The organism is Buttiauxella sp. (genome assembly GCF_049686335.1).
In the GTDB taxonomy this organism is placed as follows: domain Bacteria; phylum Pseudomonadota; class Gammaproteobacteria; order Enterobacterales; family Enterobacteriaceae; genus Buttiauxella.
The window spans coordinates 455,593-469,752 of sequence record NZ_JBAVHX010000010.1 but is presented as its reverse complement, the minus strand read 5'-3'; the positions used below and the strand labels follow the sequence as shown (position 1 = coordinate 469,752).

The 14,160-nt window shown below is 47.4% G+C and carries 18 protein-coding genes and 1 pseudogene; 10 read left to right on the top strand and 9 right to left on the bottom strand.

From position 1 onward, the window contains the following. Positions 1–64: 64 nt before the first annotated feature. Together WBL83_RS11035 and WBL83_RS11030 are read left to right on the top strand one after the other, a co-directional pair. Positions 65–394 carry an SMR family transporter gene (locus WBL83_RS11035; protein WP_424589181.1) on the top strand — a complete coding sequence of 110 codons (330 nt, stop codon included), beginning with the start codon at positions 65–67 and terminating at the stop codon, positions 392–394. 209 nt (positions 395–603) lie between these two features. Further along, positions 604–849 carry a DUF2554 family protein gene (locus WBL83_RS11030; protein WP_424589180.1) on the top strand — a complete coding sequence of 82 codons (246 nt, stop codon included), beginning with the start codon at positions 604–606 and terminating at the stop codon, positions 847–849. A 20-nt stretch (positions 850–869) separates the two neighbouring features. Here WBL83_RS11030 and WBL83_RS11025 read toward each other — a convergent pair. The 5 genes and pseudogenes from WBL83_RS11025 to WBL83_RS11005 all read right to left on the bottom strand — a co-directional run. After that, a pseudogene (locus tag WBL83_RS11025) lies at positions 870–959 on the bottom strand (short-chain dehydrogenase); the annotation flags it as partial. A 75-nt stretch (positions 960–1,034) separates the two neighbouring features. Continuing rightward, positions 1,035–2,153 carry an S-(hydroxymethyl)glutathione dehydrogenase/class III alcohol dehydrogenase gene (locus tag WBL83_RS11020; RefSeq protein ID WP_424589179.1) on the bottom strand — a complete coding sequence of 373 codons (1,119 nt, stop codon included), beginning with the start codon at positions 2,151–2,153 and terminating at the stop codon, positions 1,035–1,037. A gap of 32 nt (positions 2,154–2,185) precedes the next feature. Then, the gene (locus tag WBL83_RS11015; protein WP_424589178.1) at positions 2,186–2,461 is read right to left on the bottom strand and encodes a metal/formaldehyde-sensitive transcriptional repressor; all 276 of its coding nucleotides are present in this window, start codon (positions 2,459–2,461) and stop codon (positions 2,186–2,188) included. Between the two features lie 211 nt (positions 2,462–2,672). Further along, a complete protein-coding gene (gene tolA, locus WBL83_RS11010) occupies positions 2,673–3,107 on the bottom strand; it encodes a cell envelope integrity protein TolA (protein ID WP_424589177.1) in 435 nt (144 codons plus the stop codon). A gap of 68 nt (positions 3,108–3,175) precedes the next feature. Continuing rightward, on the bottom strand, positions 3,176–3,343 hold the full coding sequence (locus tag WBL83_RS11005) for a hypothetical protein (RefSeq protein WP_424589176.1): 168 nt from the start codon (positions 3,341–3,343) through the stop codon (positions 3,176–3,178). 179 nt (positions 3,344–3,522) lie between these two features. Between WBL83_RS11005 and WBL83_RS11000 the strand changes: the two genes are divergently transcribed. Continuing rightward, a complete protein-coding gene (locus tag WBL83_RS11000; RefSeq protein ID WP_424589175.1) occupies positions 3,523–4,473 on the top strand; it encodes a glycosyltransferase in 951 nt (316 codons plus the stop codon). A 158-nt stretch (positions 4,474–4,631) separates the two neighbouring features. Further along, on the top strand, positions 4,632–4,904 hold the full coding sequence (locus WBL83_RS10995; protein WP_424589174.1) for a hypothetical protein: 273 nt from the start codon (positions 4,632–4,634) through the stop codon (positions 4,902–4,904). Positions 4,905–4,948: 44 nt separating this feature from the next. Here WBL83_RS10995 and cybB read toward each other — a convergent pair whose 3' ends face one another. Next, entirely contained in the window at positions 4,949–5,479 is a 531-nt protein-coding gene (gene cybB, locus WBL83_RS10990) for a cytochrome b561 (RefSeq protein WP_424589173.1), read from the bottom strand. Between the two features lie 190 nt (positions 5,480–5,669). Between cybB and gap the strand changes: the two genes are divergently transcribed. Next, positions 5,670–6,671 (top strand): type I glyceraldehyde-3-phosphate dehydrogenase, encoded by a 1,002-nt coding sequence (gap, locus tag WBL83_RS10985; RefSeq protein ID WP_424589172.1) that lies wholly within the window; start codon positions 5,670–5,672, stop codon positions 6,669–6,671. A gap of 49 nt (positions 6,672–6,720) precedes the next feature. Here the strand turns inward: gap and dbpA are convergent, their stop codons facing one another. Continuing rightward, positions 6,721–8,094 carry an ATP-dependent RNA helicase DbpA gene (dbpA, locus tag WBL83_RS10980; protein ID WP_424589171.1) on the bottom strand — a complete coding sequence of 458 codons (1,374 nt, stop codon included), beginning with the start codon at positions 8,092–8,094 and terminating at the stop codon, positions 6,721–6,723. 131 nt (positions 8,095–8,225) lie between these two features. Between dbpA and WBL83_RS10975 the strand changes: the two genes are divergently transcribed. The 3 genes from WBL83_RS10975 (at position 8,226) to ttcA (ending at position 11,209) form a co-directional block, all read left to right on the top strand. After that, on the top strand, positions 8,226–9,422 hold the full coding sequence (locus WBL83_RS10975) for a DUF2235 domain-containing protein (protein WP_424589170.1): 1,197 nt from the start codon (positions 8,226–8,228) through the stop codon (positions 9,420–9,422). A 129-nt stretch (positions 9,423–9,551) separates the two neighbouring features. Next, a complete protein-coding gene (locus WBL83_RS10970) occupies positions 9,552–9,842 on the top strand; it encodes a Bor family protein (RefSeq protein ID WP_424589169.1) in 291 nt (96 codons plus the stop codon). 431 nt (positions 9,843–10,273) lie between these two features. Next, the gene (ttcA, locus tag WBL83_RS10965) at positions 10,274–11,209 is read left to right on the top strand and encodes a tRNA 2-thiocytidine(32) synthetase TtcA (protein WP_424589168.1); all 936 of its coding nucleotides are present in this window, start codon (positions 10,274–10,276) and stop codon (positions 11,207–11,209) included. Positions 11,210–11,249: 40 nt separating this feature from the next. On the opposite strand, the gene WBL83_RS10960 is transcribed toward ttcA, so the two are convergent. Both WBL83_RS10960 and zntB read right to left on the bottom strand, forming a co-directional pair. Next, positions 11,250–11,396, bottom strand: coding sequence for a hypothetical protein (locus tag WBL83_RS10960; protein WP_424589167.1), 147 nt, complete (start codon positions 11,394–11,396; stop codon positions 11,250–11,252). Between the two features lie 284 nt (positions 11,397–11,680). Then, complete coding sequence (gene zntB / locus WBL83_RS10955) at positions 11,681–12,664, bottom strand: zinc transporter ZntB (protein ID WP_424589166.1); 984 nt, start codon at positions 12,662–12,664, stop codon at positions 11,681–11,683. A 217-nt stretch (positions 12,665–12,881) separates the two neighbouring features. On the opposite strand from zntB, the gene WBL83_RS10950 reads away from it, so the two are divergent. Together WBL83_RS10950 and WBL83_RS10945 are read left to right on the top strand one after the other, a co-directional pair. Then, positions 12,882–13,976 (top strand): GGDEF domain-containing protein, encoded by a 1,095-nt coding sequence (locus WBL83_RS10950; RefSeq protein WP_424589373.1) that lies wholly within the window; start codon positions 12,882–12,884, stop codon positions 13,974–13,976. Beyond that, entirely contained in the window at positions 13,909–14,082 is a 174-nt protein-coding gene (locus WBL83_RS10945; RefSeq protein WP_424589165.1) for a YoaK family small membrane protein, read from the top strand. Before WBL83_RS10950 ends, WBL83_RS10945 begins: the two co-directional genes overlap by 68 nt. The last annotated feature ends 78 nt before the right edge of the window (positions 14,083–14,160 follow it).

Below are 14,160 nucleotides of genomic sequence, written 5' to 3'. Positions count from 1 at the left end.
TTTCTTGCCTGAAATGGCGTTGATCTTTACATTGGCGAGCTGAATATCTGTGGGAGAAACAGGCATGACTTATATGTGGCTTATTGTGGCAATTATTGCCGAGGTGATTGCAACCACCTCACTGAAACTATCGGAAGGTTTTAGCCGTTTATGGCCAAGTGTTATTACCATTCTGTTCTATGGTGTCGCGTTTTATTGTTTATCCATCACTATGCGTACCATTCCTACCGGGATCATTTATGCGATTTGGTCCGGGGCCGGCATCGTGTTGATTGGTGCAGTGGGCTGGATATTCCTCGGGCAGAAACTCGACTGGCCTGCGATTGCAGGTATGGCGCTAATCATTTTGGGCGTGTTAGTCATTAATCTTTTCTCAAAATCAGTCGCCCACTAACCCTTCCTTTTCATACCGATGTTGCGCCCTTTTCATGGGCAAAAGGGTTGCAGCATCGCATGTCATAAATCAACCAACCGTAAACTAAAAGTTAACCAATAGATCTTTTACATTGCTGACAATACTTTTGCTTTTTTTCTAAAAGTTGAATAGTAACCGATCGAAATCACCTATACCTTTAGGCGATAAAGTTAACGAGGTAGATGGTTATGGTTAAGCAATTGCGGTCAAAGTTGGGGATGATTTTGTTACTGATCGGCGCGGCGTTGTTCTCAGGGCAGACGGCAGCACAAACTCATGGCCATCTGTATTTGGTCGTCAAAAGCGCGGATATGCTGTTACGCCATCAGGCCGATAGCGATGAAATACGTCAGGCCGCTGAAGATTCTGCCGCCGATGTTCGTGAGCACCATTACCACGTTAAACAACGTCGCCCGGGCACCTTTCAGATTTAACGATGCAAAGCACAGTTTGATTATAGATTTCTGATGCCTCCATCCATTAACAACTCGCTGCCGACCATAAAAGCAGATTCGTCAGATGCGAGAAACAGCGCCGCTTTTGCAGAGATAAAAACCTCGCCGATTGTCTCCGTTTAGAGCAATCAGCGAGGCTCGGTCTGGCGGTGAGCCCTTAACGGTTACTTCTCGCCAAAGTGGATCACTGTACGAATCGATTTGCCTTCGTGCATTAAATCGAACGCTTCGTTGATTTGTTCAAGCGGCATACGGTGGGTGATAAACGGATCGAGGTTGATTTTACCTGCCATCGCGTCCTCTACCATGCCGGGTAACTGTGTGCGCCCTTTCACCCCACCAAACGCTGAACCACGCCATACGCGACCGGTCACCAGCTGGAATGGACGAGTTTTGATTTCCTGGCCTGCGCCCGCAACACCGATGATGACGCTTTCACCCCAGCCTTTATGGCAGCATTCCAGGGCAGATCGCATCACATTCACGTTACCGATACATTCAAAGCTGTAATCGACACCGCCGTCAGTCATCTCAACAATCACATCCTGAATCGGCTTTTCATGATCTTTAGGGTTGATGCAGTCAGTGGCACCCATTTCAGTGGCCAGTTTGAATTTTTCAGGGTTGGTGTCGATTGCCAGAATACGTCCGGCTTTTGCCTGTACCGCACCCTGAATGACCGCAAGCCCGATTCCACCGAGGCCAAACACTGCCACGGTATCACCCTCTTTCACTTTCGCGGTGTTGTGAACCGCACCAATACCGGTGGTCACGCCGCAACCCAGCAGACAAACTTTGTCTAATGGCGCTTGTTCGTTCACTTTCGCCAGTGAAATTTCCGCAACGACGGTGTATTCACTGAAAGTACTGGTGCCCATGTAGTGGTAAATCGGCTCGCCGTTGTAAGAGAAACGCGTGGTGCCATCTGGCATCAAACCTTTACCCTGGGTGGCACGCACAGCCTGACAGAGGTTGGTTTTGCCCGATTTACAGAATTTACACTCGCGACATTCTGCAGTGTACAAAGGAATGACGTGATCGCCTGGTTTCAGGCTGGTGACGCCCTCACCGACTTCCACAACAATCCCACCGCCTTCATGCCCCAATACCGCCGGGAAAACGCCTTCAGGATCGTCACCCGATAACGTGAATGCGTCGGTGTGGCAAACACCGGTATGGGTAATCTTGACCAGCACTTCGCCTTTTTGTGGCGGTGCGACATCAATTTCAACGATTTCCAGAGGTTTGCCCGGACCGAATGCTACAGCAGCACGTGATTTCATATTCTTTTTCCGTCGTCAGGTGAATGTGAGTTTTATTTTAGGTAAGAGCGGATTAAATGGCCGACTTCTGCCATGCGCACAGCCCGCTGATCCTCGGATGTCTCTCCGGCGACCAGTTCGTCTTTAAGATGGATTTCCAACATTTCGCCCATCAGGCCATTAGCCGCGCCGCGCACAGCAGCAATCTGTTGCAAGATGGCGATACAAGGATCGCCATTTTCCAGCGCGCGCTCTATCGCTTCCGTCTGCCCGCGTATCCGCCGCACGCGAGTCAGAATACGTTTTTTGTCTTCAGGTGAATGTGGCATAGCGGCCTCCGTATACTATAGGGGGGTATGGTACACTGATTTTCGAGTGAGGGAAATGCTCACAGAAAAGCATAGAGTATTTGTGCCGGCGCTTATTAAAAAAGTACGCATGACAGGCCTTAGAAACCAGTTTTAAATAAGTGAGTTATATTGATGGAGAATTAAAAAAGCCCCGGCAAATGCCGAGGCTACGTTATTCAGTTTTTAATTTTTAGAGTTGGAAATCAATCGCTGCATGTTGGAAGACTTCATAGACTTCGATATTAGGTGGCGCAGGGATATGAGCGACTTTAGTGGCGGCTATTGCTGCCTCGCAAAGGGCTGGATCACCGCCTTCGGCTTTGACACTCATCAAGGCGCCGTCTGGAGCGAGGTTGATTCGAAGTGAACAGGCTTTCCCACGATATGAAGCGGGGTCGTCAAATTTATCTTCTATCGCGCGCTTAATTTCATAAGCGTAATTAGAAATATTAGCATTTAACTGTGTTTTATCTGATGACGAAGGAGTTGAGACACTATTTATGCCTCTTGTTGATGCAGGGCTTTGGCTATGATTTATACAACCCGTTAGCGTTAGCGATAAAGTGGCGGCAATGATGATTAGCAACGGCTTTTTATATCCATACCAGAAATTGATTTTCTTCACATGGTTTTCCAGGAAGTCATAACTCAATAAAGGTAAGTCTAGCAAAATCAGTAAAATATGGAATTTTTTCAAGCAACTACAACACTCAAACCCCAGTATTTTCGCATGACAATTCTGAGCACATCCTTTGTAATTCTCATTCTTGAACTGTGACCAAATGCAATGAGTTCAAATGTATTTTTAATTTCTGTTGCCGTTATGCTCCACCAACATCCCATGTACATCAACCAGTTCATCCACTCTCCCTATAACAAAATAAACATACTAAAACTGTGGTTTTATAACATAAAAATTTAGGTTAAATCCAGTTTGAGTTGAACGGCAGAACACAGCCACCGATACATAGCGTATGGGGAAGTGCTAAAATGTCGCAATACTCCAAAAAACCCGAACAAAAAACGAGCTTCGAAATTGGATGAAATTAAGCATAATTATTCCTTGCTACAATGCTGCTGAGTTTATTGAACAATGCCTGGAATCTGTCCTCCCAAATGCCAAAAGTGATGTGCAGATCATTATTGTCAATGATGGATCAACGGATAACAGCAGCGAAATTATAACAGACACCACGCAACGCTTTCCTGAAACAAATCTCATCATTATCAATCAAGACAATGCGGGGTTATCTGCTGCCAGAAACAAAGGATTAAGCATAGCCACTGGAGAATATATTTCATTCCTCGATTCCGATGATTTATATCACCGGGACTTTTGGTCTCAAATCCCTCCCCTGCTAAATGATTCTTCGATTGATATTATCGAGTTTAATGCTGACCAGTTTGAAAATGATATTTCGAATATCGTCGAGCACATTGACTGTGCTGTTTATAAAGATAAAGAACAAATCTTTGCCTCTGAACAATTGAAACCTGCATTTCAACGCTGTAAATGGTATCCATGGGCAAGGGTTTATAAGAAGTCGTTATTCCTTGCTAATGGCATTGAATTCCCAGTTGGCCGATTGTATGAGGACATGAGCACTGTCCCTGCTTTGTATTTGAAAAGTAAATGCATTTTTGGCATCAACAAACCACTTATCTGGTATCGTTTTCATAAAAAAAGTATCACCCAGACCTTTAGACAAAACGATCTTTCTGATTTGGTGTATGTTGCAACCCAATTATCTCTTCTGGCAAAAGAGAGCCCTGAAACAAAAGCCATACTTTTCCCAACGGTTCAAAGAGTATTTAACTTAATAAAATACATGCTGATTAAGAATAGGCAGGCCATTTTTTCACTTCAGGATCAAATGCAATTACGTAAAGCTTTAATGCCTTTTATCATTGAGTTCAGGATTTCAAGAAAGATTCAAATACTCATCCTCCCTCTTTATCTAAGCACTGTTGTAAGGCTAAGAAAGAAATAACCTCTGGGAAACGAATCCCACACCTGCGGACTGTTCAAAAAACGAACTACCTGGTGTTGCAGCAGTCTAATCATAATGGACGGTAAGGCGATCCTAAACGTTACTGCGACTGGATTTCAGTATCAATTGTTGACTCATTCTTCCCGCAAGGGGGCAAGATGAAAAAGCATACAGAGAAGAGAAAAGCAGGATCGATTCTGGAAGTGAGATGCCTGTGCTCAGCCACTCCAAATGTTTGTATTCACAGGGTTGCGTTCGATGATGGTAAATATGCTGTCGTGCGATGCGTAACTGATGTTTGCCTCGTTCCCGGACACACCCTCACCCGGGATGCGCAAGGCTGGCATTATGATGAGCTAATACTCAAGCTGCTGCCTTTTGAATATGTGGGTCAAACAGAATCCGACCGAGGGTTTGCCGAATATCAATAAAAAATACCCCACTGTTTGGGTGGGGTATCTTGTATAAAGAAGACTCAGTCTTTTTTACCCGGCATCATGCGCAACAAGGTGTTGTCTTTCCACACATAATGATGGAAAAGTGCCGCAAAAGCATGAATGCCGATGACGAAGTAACCAATATTAGCGATAAGCATGTGGTAGCTTTTGATGGTGAATTCCATATCCTCGTCAGGTTCAATGGCATGTGGCATCGGAATACCCAACACTGACCAGTTGCTACCTTTGAAATACACGGTTAAGAAACCGAGGATTGGCAGAATAATAAACATCAAATAGATGATGGTGTGGACCAAATGCGACATTCCAGTTATGGCCGGGTGCGGCTTCGGTGTTATCGCCGGCGCGCGGTATTTAATACGCACCAACAGACGCGCAATCATTAAAAAGAATACGCTAATCCCGCAAGTGACGTGGGTGGCGTTAAAGATCGGCCGATAAGAACGCGGTGCAAAACCTTTCAATTCCATCGCGCAATACGCCCCCACTACCAGTAAAAAAACCAGCCAATGAAGCGTTATCTGTAACGCTGTGTATTTGCTACGCATTTGAGTGTCCTGCTTTGTCACAATGATTTTTCCAGGATAGCCGCAATTCCTCTAAAAATCATTAACATCTGATGGAATTCATTATCATTTACCTCAACGACACCGGTTTGCGACACCCTCAATTCTGAACTATCACTACTGTTGATTAAGATTTAAGCATCTTCCAACGGTTAGAGATGAGGTTCTGGTCATGAATAAAATCGGTATTAATGGTTTCGGTCGTATTGGTCGGCTGGTATTGCGCCGCGTGCTGGAAACTAACAGTGAGGTGGAGATCGTTGCAATCAATGATCTTACCTCGCCACAAGTTCTGGCCTATCTGCTTAAGCATGACTCCAGCTATCGAAACTTCGATGGCACGGTGGATTACACCGATGATTCGCTGGTGGTTAACGGCAAGAAAATTGCGGTGTACGCCGAGAAAGACGCCAAAAATATTCCCTGGGGGAAAGATGGCGTTGAGATAGTCGTTGAATGTACCGGCTTCTACACATCGGAAGAAAAAGCCAGTGCACATCTGGAGGCTGGCGCGAAAAAAGTATTAATTTCTGCTCCCGCTGGCGATATGAAAACCATTGTTTTCAATGTTAACTGCAACACCATTACGCCTGACGATAAAATACTCTCCGTCGCGTCCTGCACCACTAACTGTCTGGCCCCGATGGCGAAAGCTCTGCATGACAACTTCGGTATTAAACTTGGCACCATGACCACGATTCACGCTTATACCGGCACGCAATCATTGGTCGATGGTCCGCGTGGCAAAGATTTGCGTGCTTCTCGCGCCGCCGCGCAAAACATCATTCCTCATACCACCGGTGCAGCAAAAGCCATTGGGCTGGTTATCCCAGAATTACAGGGAAAACTCAAAGGACATGCGCAACGAGTGCCGACCCTGACAGGTTCAGTGACTGAGTTAGTTTCGATTCTGGATAAAAAAGTGACGGTCGATGAGATTAATGCCGCACTGAAAAAAGCGACCGAAGGCAGTGAATCATTCGGATATACCGATGAAGAAATTGTTTCGTCTGATATCGTCGGTACCAATTTCGGCTCAGTATTCGATGCGACTCAAACAGAAGTGACGGAAGTTGGTGATTTGCAGTTGGTTAAAACCGTGGCCTGGTACGATAACGAATATGGCTTTGTGACTCAGTTGGTGCGGGTTTTGGACGCCGTCGCCAGGGAGTGATGATATCCCTCTCCCTGGACTTTGCAGTGCCAGGGAGAGGGTTACAGGATTACTTCAGCAAACGCACTTTGACTGATTTGCCTTTGATTTTACCCTGCTGTAATTGTTTCCAGGCATGACGCGCCACAGACTCACGCACCGCAACATAAACATGCATTGGATGAACATCAATCTTGCCGATGTCCGCCCCATCCAGCCCCATATCGCCGGTCAATGCACCAAGAATATCGCCCGGACGCATTTTCGCTTTCTTGCCACCGTCGATGCACAGCGTAGCCATAGTGGCTTCAAGCGGTTTGATGCTGCCGCCCGTTGGCGCGGGTTGCCAGTTCAAAGACAAATTCAGCATTTCAGCTAACACGCTGGCACGTTGTGCTTCTTCTGGAGCACACAGGCTAATCGCCAGACCGCTTTCACCCGCACGCGCGGTACGACCGATGCGGTGAACGTGAACTTCCGGATCCCATGACAACTCATAGTTAATGACCATTTCCAGCGCTTTAATATCCAGCCCTCGCGCTGCAACATCGGTCGCCACCAGCACACGGCTGCTGCCGTTGGCGAAACGCACCAGCGTCTGGTCGCGGTCTCGCTGTTCCATATCGCCGTGTAGCGCCAGCACACTTTGGTTGCTTTCAGTCAACGCATCGCAAACGGCCTGGCAATCTTTTTTGGTATTACAGAACACCACGCAAGATGCAGGCTGATGCTTGCTGAGTAATTTTTGCAACAGGCTGATTTTGCCGCTGCGTGAGATTTCATAAAACTGCTGCTCAACAGATGGCAATTCGTCTACTGAGTCAATTTCGATAGTCTCCGGCGTGCGCTGCACACGAGAACTAATGGAGGCAATCGCTGTAGGCCACGTTGCAGAGAACAGTAAGGTCTGGCGGTCTTGCGGCGCATGGCTGATGACTTCATCAATGGCATCGGCAAAACCCATGTCCAGCATACGGTCGGCTTCATCCAGCACCAGCGTTTGCAGGGCATCTAATTTCACTGTCTCTTTTTTCAGGTGATCGAGCAAACGGCCTGGCGTTGCCACAATCACATGCGGAGCATGTTGCAATGAGTCGCGCTGTGCACCAAACGGTTGGCCGCCACAAAGCGTCAACACTTTGATATTTGGCATATAACGCGCAAGACGGCGTAATTCTTTAGCCACCTGGTCGGCCAACTCACGAGTAGGACACAACACTAAAGATTGAGTAATAAACTGGCTTGCATCAATGTGTTGCAGCAAACCCAGACCAAAAGCCGCCGTTTTACCGCTGCCGGTTTTTGCCTGTGCACGGACATCTTTCCCAGCCAGAATCGCGGGTAATGCAGCCGCCTGAACAGGCGTCATGGTGTGATAACCAAGTTCGGTGAGGTTGGCGAGTTGTTCTGCAGGCAGAACGTTTAGGGTAGAAAAAGATGTCACAATTATACTCTCAATTAATGGGCTGTCAGACAGCGTCTGGCGCGCATGTTAGCAGATTTGAGGTTGTAACGCTGCTGGCGTTTTATTTGCTAAGCCTGCCACTGATTATCCCTATCTAAATGAGGCCTGATATGAGCAAGAATATTGTCTTTTGCGCAGATGGTACCTGGAACGGGCCAGGAAATGATGACAACGGCGATAACATTCCTGACAGGACGAATGTTTTGCGGTTATTTTCGGAGCTTGATGGAGCAGCAGATGAACCTGATATGTTTCTACGTAATGAGCAGGAAAAAATCGCCAAAACAAAATCTGGCGATGTTTATCAGGTGAGTAAATATCTGCATGGGGTCGGTGACTCTAATAACTGGCTAGAAAAAATACTGGGTGGCGTTTTCGGCGCAGGCATGGTTGAACGTATCGTGCGCGGTTATACCTTTATCAGCAGAAATTACCAAAAAGGAGACAAGATCTATCTGATTGGTTTTAGCCGCGGCGCGTATACGGTGCGAGCGCTTGCGGGCATGATTGGTAAATGTGGACTGCTGGATGCCACACAATACGACCTGAGCAATGATAAACAGGAAGCCTATCGACTTGGCACTGCCGTATGGAGAAGCTATCGGGAACATTCTGATGTGGATAGCAGTTTGTTGAATAAAATCATTCGTGATGCGCCCTACTTTCTGCACGATAAAATCGATCCTAAGAAGATGCTCTATTTTGTTCCCGTAGAAGCTGTGGCTGTCTGGGAAACCGTTGGGGCTTTAGGTATCCCCAGATATATGAATGATGAGCGCGTTGACGTTTATCGTTTTACTGATACCCGCCTCGGCGAACACGTGAAATATGGCAGACAGGCATTAGCCATTGATGAAATGCGGCGGGACTTTACCCCGACCTATTGGGATCAAAGAAAGAATATCGTCCAGGTGCTATTCCCCGGTATTCATGCTGATGTCGGTGGTGGTTATAGCAACGTGAATAATGGTAATGGTTTATCCAATGGTGCGTATTTATGGCTGCGGGATGAGCTGGTTAATCTGGGTTTAAAAATCCAGCCTGCCAACTGGGTGTCTGACTTCTGTGGGCAAATCCATTGCGAGTGGTACAAGATTAAGTATCCACTTGGAGTGCGTAAGTTTAAACGACCTGCATCGGCTGATCTGGCCATCCATCATTCAGCCATTTCCCGAATTAACCATCCTGACCCGTTACCTGTTCAGGACAGTAAAGGCCAATGGGGCATGCAAATTTATCGTCCGGCGTCGCTGATGCCATTTTTTGATAGCCAGTGGAAACCTGCAGCCGATATTTTCATTATATAGCGAGTAACCGCTGCTAAACGGTAGTGAAACGAGTGCGCGAAAATTCTCATATACACACGGTCAGGACTTCACAATCTTTTATTACAGTGCGAAGCTACGCGCAGTTCACATATAATAAATAGGGTTGTTATGAAAAAGTTAATGATGGCAGTTGTAGCAGCAGTGGCGTTATCAGGTTGTGCACAGCAAACCTTTTCAGTTAACAAAGATATTGCTGAAACTCCAAAACAAATCACGACGCATCACTTCTTTGTCAGCGGAATTGGCCAGGCTAAAACGGTTGATGCGGCAGCGGTGTGCGGTGGTGCTGATAAAGTGGTTCGTACCGAAGTTCAACAGACCTTTACCGATGGTCTTCTGAGTTTTGTGACTTTTGGTATTTATACCCCACGTGACGCACGCGTGTACTGCTCTAAATAAGTCATGTTGCCGGTGTCATTCACCGGCATTTCATTTACTACGATCAACAAATTAAAAATAGCCGTCCAGAATGACACCGCCAGACAATTATCCGATTTGCGTGACAACTCGATTCTCAAAAATATGGGCATTCAAATTAGCCAGCGTCACTCTGGTTATTCTGCTGCTCGTATGGCTAATGCTGCTTATTGATACCTGCGATCTTCCAGTACACCTTTCCACTTTCCTTGATAAAATTTAAGCGGCTGACTGAAGTTCCCAAATGAAGGGGTAAGGAAAACCGTGCTGCGGATGATGTGCCGACTCATTTGAAACGGCTTTTACTGCAATTCGTGCTGACATTCGTCGCCGCAATCCGTACCATACACGCCTCACCAACGTTGCTGGCCATGCCCCTGTGGTGCCCCTTTTAGAGTTAGAGTGCCAATTAAATGCAAGACACACAAGAAGTTACCAAGAAAGAGCAATACAACCTCAATAAATTACAGAAGCGCCTGCGTCGTAACGTGGGTGAAGCGATTGCTGATTACAATATGATTGAAGAAGGCGACCGCATCATGGTCTGCCTTTCTGGCGGCAAAGACAGCTACACCATGCTGGAAATTCTGCGCAATTTGCAGCAGAGCGCGCCAATCAACTTCAGCCTGGTTGCGGTTAACCTCGATCAGAAACAACCGGGGTTCCCAGAGCATATTCTGCCGCAATATCTGGAAAGCATTGGCGTTGAGTACAAAATCGTCGAAGAAAATACCTACAGCATTGTGAAAGATAAGATCCCTGAGGGCAAAACCACCTGTTCTCTGTGCTCTCGTTTACGCCGTGGCATTCTTTATCGCACAGCGACAGAGCTTGGCGCGACGAAAATCGCACTGGGTCATCACCGCGACGATATCCTCCAGACGCTGTTCCTCAACATGTTCTATGGCGGCAAGATGAAAGGCATGCCACCAAAACTGATGAGCGATGACGGCAAGCATATCGTGATTCGTCCGCTGGCTTATTGCCGCGAAAAAGACATTGAGCGTTTTGCTACTGCGCGCGAATACCCAATTATTCCGTGTAACTTGTGTGGATCGCAGCCGAACCTGCAACGTCAGGTGATTGGCGATATGCTGCGTGACTGGGATAAGCGCTATCCTGGCCGCATCGAAACCATGTTCAGCGCGATGCAAAACGTGGTGCCTTCGCACATGTGCGATACCGAACTGTTTGATTTCGCTGGCATTAAACACGGTGCAGAAGTTGTAGATGGCGGTGATTTAGCCTTTGACCGTGAAGAGTTGCCCATGCAGCCTGCAGGCTGGCAGCCAGAAGAAGATGACAACGAAGCGCCTTTGCAACGCCTCGATATTCTCGAAATCAAATAATCTTCGCATCCCTCTCTCAGACATTGAGAGAGGGAATCACCTACCTGAACGGCGGTGGATCAATAATCGGTTTTGGATCGGGGTCTACCGGGTCGGGAAGCGGTTGCGGTCTTGGAATCGGGTCTGGAACGGGTGCCGGTTCGCTCGGAAACGGATCACTCATCATTACGCGTCGATATACAGTCATTAATGCCTCCTGTAATACTCCCTTGAACATGTTCTTTAAGCATAGACCCGTCATCGTCCAAATTGCAGACAAAAAAAAGCCGACTTATAGTCGGCTCGTACGAATCAATTGTGCTATGCAGTAATTCTAAAAAAGGAAGTAAGACAATATGGAGCGCAACGCCCATCGCTTGACGTTGCATTCACCTGCGAGAGAGATATTGCCTTGAACCGACGTTCCATTTATTGACCTCGCTCAATTATCGCCGCCTTTTTTACTCCTGACACTGCATGAAATATGAAATTTTACAACCATTTACTACGATGTAACCACCAGGCAACACCGCCTATAAGAACCACCAACATGATGCAGAACATACTGAAACCAAAATGCCAGCCGCCGCCTGGGATACCGCCTAAATTCACGCCAAATAACCCGGTCAAAAATGTGCTGGGCAAAAAGACCATCGCCATCAATGACATGGTATAAGTGCGACGCCCCATTGCTTCTTGCATCACCTGCGCGATTTCATCGGTCATCACGGCGGTTCGGGCGATACAGGCATCGATCTCATCCAGCCCGCGCCCTAACCGGTCAGAAATATCCTGCATACGGCGGCGATGATCGTCGGTCATCCACGGTAAACGTTCGCTGGCAAGCCGCGCATAAACGTCACGCTGTGGTGCCATATAACGGCGCATCACGATGAGTTGCTTACGCAATAATGCGAGATAACCACGCGGCGGGATTTGCTGGTCCAGCAGGTTATCCTCAAGGTCGATGATTTTATCGTGCAGCTGTTCGATAAACTCACTGGCATGATCGGTCAACGCATCACACACATCCACCAGCCACGAACCGCTGTCGGTTGGGCCTGCGCCTTCTTTAAGATCGTTGACCACATCATCCAGAGCCAGCACCTGGCGCTGACGGGTTGAGACAATCAGCCGCTCATCGATATACAAACGCATGGCGACAAGTTGGTCCGGGCGTTCATCCGTGCTGCCGTTAATGCAGCGCAGCGTAATGAGCGTCCCCTCGCCTACACGCGACACACGCGGGCGTAAACTTTCCCCCGCCAGTGCATCACGCGCATAATTGGGCAGGACTGACGTTGTCGCAAGCCAGTTGGCACTGTCTCGATGGGTATAATTCAGATGCAACCAGGCAGGATGCTCAGCATCAATGGTGTCGTTATCCTCGATGGCATCAACACCGCCTTTACCATCCAACTGCCAGGCAAATACGGCATCCGGCACAATTAACTGATTTCCCTTGATGGTTTCCACAGCATTTCTCCACGTGCGACCATAATTCTGTTGTCAGTCTAGCCGTGTTCTTTTGTTATGTAACTCGGAAAAATAGGCAAACACGCTGAATTTGCTGGATAAAAAATGTTACATTTCTGTTGGTTTGTTAAATACAGTAATGCCATAGCGGCATACGGAGAATGAATTGCAAGAAAGACGTAAGGCTACCCCAGAAATAGACTTTCGCCTTAAGACCATGCGAAGCCGCGCGATAACCGTGAGTGGCCCATGGTTTCTATGGATTAACCTATTGTTCTGCCTTTTTATTTTAGGCCGTCACTATTTTACACCAGTACTGCCCATCGCTCGTATTACGCAGGCATTCCCAGAACTTGAAACAATCATGGGATTGATTCTCGCCATTGCATCGTCCGGTATTTTCATTTTGCGTATGGCATACGACCAGCAGGCGGAATGGCTGAGTAAATTCCTGCACGGCACCTTGCTGTGCATCAGCGCATTATGGGTCGGCTGTTTTTACATCCTGCTGGCCAGTGGCGATTCGCGCATTGTCTTTCCCTTCGCGGCATTACTGATTTTCACCGCGCTGATATCACTCTATTTTGACGGTCGCGTTCTGCTGAGTTTCACCCTGCCGATTTGGGTGGTGATTCTGGTGTGCAATTTTGTTTATCCGTCTGAACTGACGATGCTCAATGCGGTGCTTTACGTACTGCTGGCGAGTCTCTTTGAATCCGGACGCAGGATTTTACGCGGTTGGTTTGTGCTGGCTATTCATCGCGAGCAAGAAAATAGAGAGCTGATTAAACAGTTACAGAACCTGGCCAATCATGACCCGCTGACCGGGCTTGCCAACCGTCGTGCTTTCCATTTGCTGCTGGATAAAGCGTTACAACGTCACGAACAGTGCAACACGGCAGTGTCGATGATTATGCTGGATGTCGACTACTTCAAAAAATACAACGATCATTACGGTCATCAGGCGGGTGATGAATGTCTGGTGAAAATCGCAGAATGCCTTGAGGGAGCGACCCGGTCGTCACAGGATGTGGCGGCGCGTTTTGGCGGAGAAGAGTTTATTATGTTGCTGCCTGATGCCAACGAGCAGCAGGCTATTGAAGTGGCAAAACGGATACAGCAAAACATCGAGGCGCTGGCAATACACCACGCAGCGTCGCCGGTCGCACCTTATGTGACCCTAAGCCTGGGCATCACAAGTTTGATGCCTGGGATCACGGCAACGCGATTTATCGCGCAGGCTGATGCCGCGCTGTATTCAGCTAAAGAAGCGGGCCGCAATCAGTGGCAAATTTTTCAAACTGACAAATGAGATAAAAATGAAGATTGGTGTTCTGTTTCCTATTGCAATCATTGTTGCCGCGATTGTCTTCATCACCTGGTTTATTGTCGGCGGCTACGCTACATCTCCTTCCTGATAAGCATTTTACACACGCTAATCCGCCCTGTTGTTTGGGCGGATTAGCGTGGCTTCTTTCCTATTAGTGCGTTTCGAT

What these genes read in the sequence shown, in the direction of transcription:
- WBL83_RS11035 (WP_424589181.1), top strand. Translation starts at nt 65, where the DNA reads ATGACTTATATGTGGCTTATTGTGGCAATTATTGCCGAGGTGATTGCA.
- WBL83_RS11030 (WP_424589180.1), top strand. Translation starts at nt 604, where the DNA reads ATGGTTAAGCAATTGCGGTCAAAGTTGGGGATGATTTTGTTACTGATC.
- WBL83_RS11020 (WP_424589179.1), bottom strand. Translation starts at nt 2,153, where the DNA reads ATGAAATCACGTGCTGCTGTAGCATTCGGTCCGGGCAAACCTCTGGAA.
- WBL83_RS11015 (WP_424589178.1), bottom strand. Translation starts at nt 2,461, where the DNA reads ATGCCACATTCACCTGAAGACAAAAAACGTATTCTGACTCGCGTGCGG.
- WBL83_RS11005 (WP_424589176.1), bottom strand. Translation starts at nt 3,343, where the DNA reads ATGAACTGGTTGATGTACATGGGATGTTGGTGGAGCATAACGGCAACA.
- WBL83_RS11000 (WP_424589175.1), top strand. Translation starts at nt 3,523, where the DNA reads ATGAAATTAAGCATAATTATTCCTTGCTACAATGCTGCTGAGTTTATT.
- WBL83_RS10995 (WP_424589174.1), top strand. Translation starts at nt 4,632, where the DNA reads ATGAAAAAGCATACAGAGAAGAGAAAAGCAGGATCGATTCTGGAAGTG.
- cybB (WP_424589173.1), bottom strand. Translation starts at nt 5,479, where the DNA reads ATGCGTAGCAAATACACAGCGTTACAGATAACGCTTCATTGGCTGGTT.
- gap (WP_424589172.1), top strand. Translation starts at nt 5,670, where the DNA reads ATGAATAAAATCGGTATTAATGGTTTCGGTCGTATTGGTCGGCTGGTA.
- WBL83_RS10975 (WP_424589170.1), top strand. Translation starts at nt 8,226, where the DNA reads ATGAGCAAGAATATTGTCTTTTGCGCAGATGGTACCTGGAACGGGCCA.
- WBL83_RS10970 (WP_424589169.1), top strand. Translation starts at nt 9,552, where the DNA reads ATGAAAAAGTTAATGATGGCAGTTGTAGCAGCAGTGGCGTTATCAGGT.
- ttcA (WP_424589168.1), top strand. Translation starts at nt 10,274, where the DNA reads ATGCAAGACACACAAGAAGTTACCAAGAAAGAGCAATACAACCTCAAT.
- WBL83_RS10960 (WP_424589167.1), bottom strand. Translation starts at nt 11,396, where the DNA reads ATGACTGTATATCGACGCGTAATGATGAGTGATCCGTTTCCGAGCGAA.
- WBL83_RS10950 (WP_424589373.1), top strand. Translation starts at nt 12,882, where the DNA reads ATGCGAAGCCGCGCGATAACCGTGAGTGGCCCATGGTTTCTATGGATT.
- WBL83_RS10945 (WP_424589165.1), top strand. Translation starts at nt 13,909, where the DNA reads ATGCCGCGCTGTATTCAGCTAAAGAAGCGGGCCGCAATCAGTGGCAAA.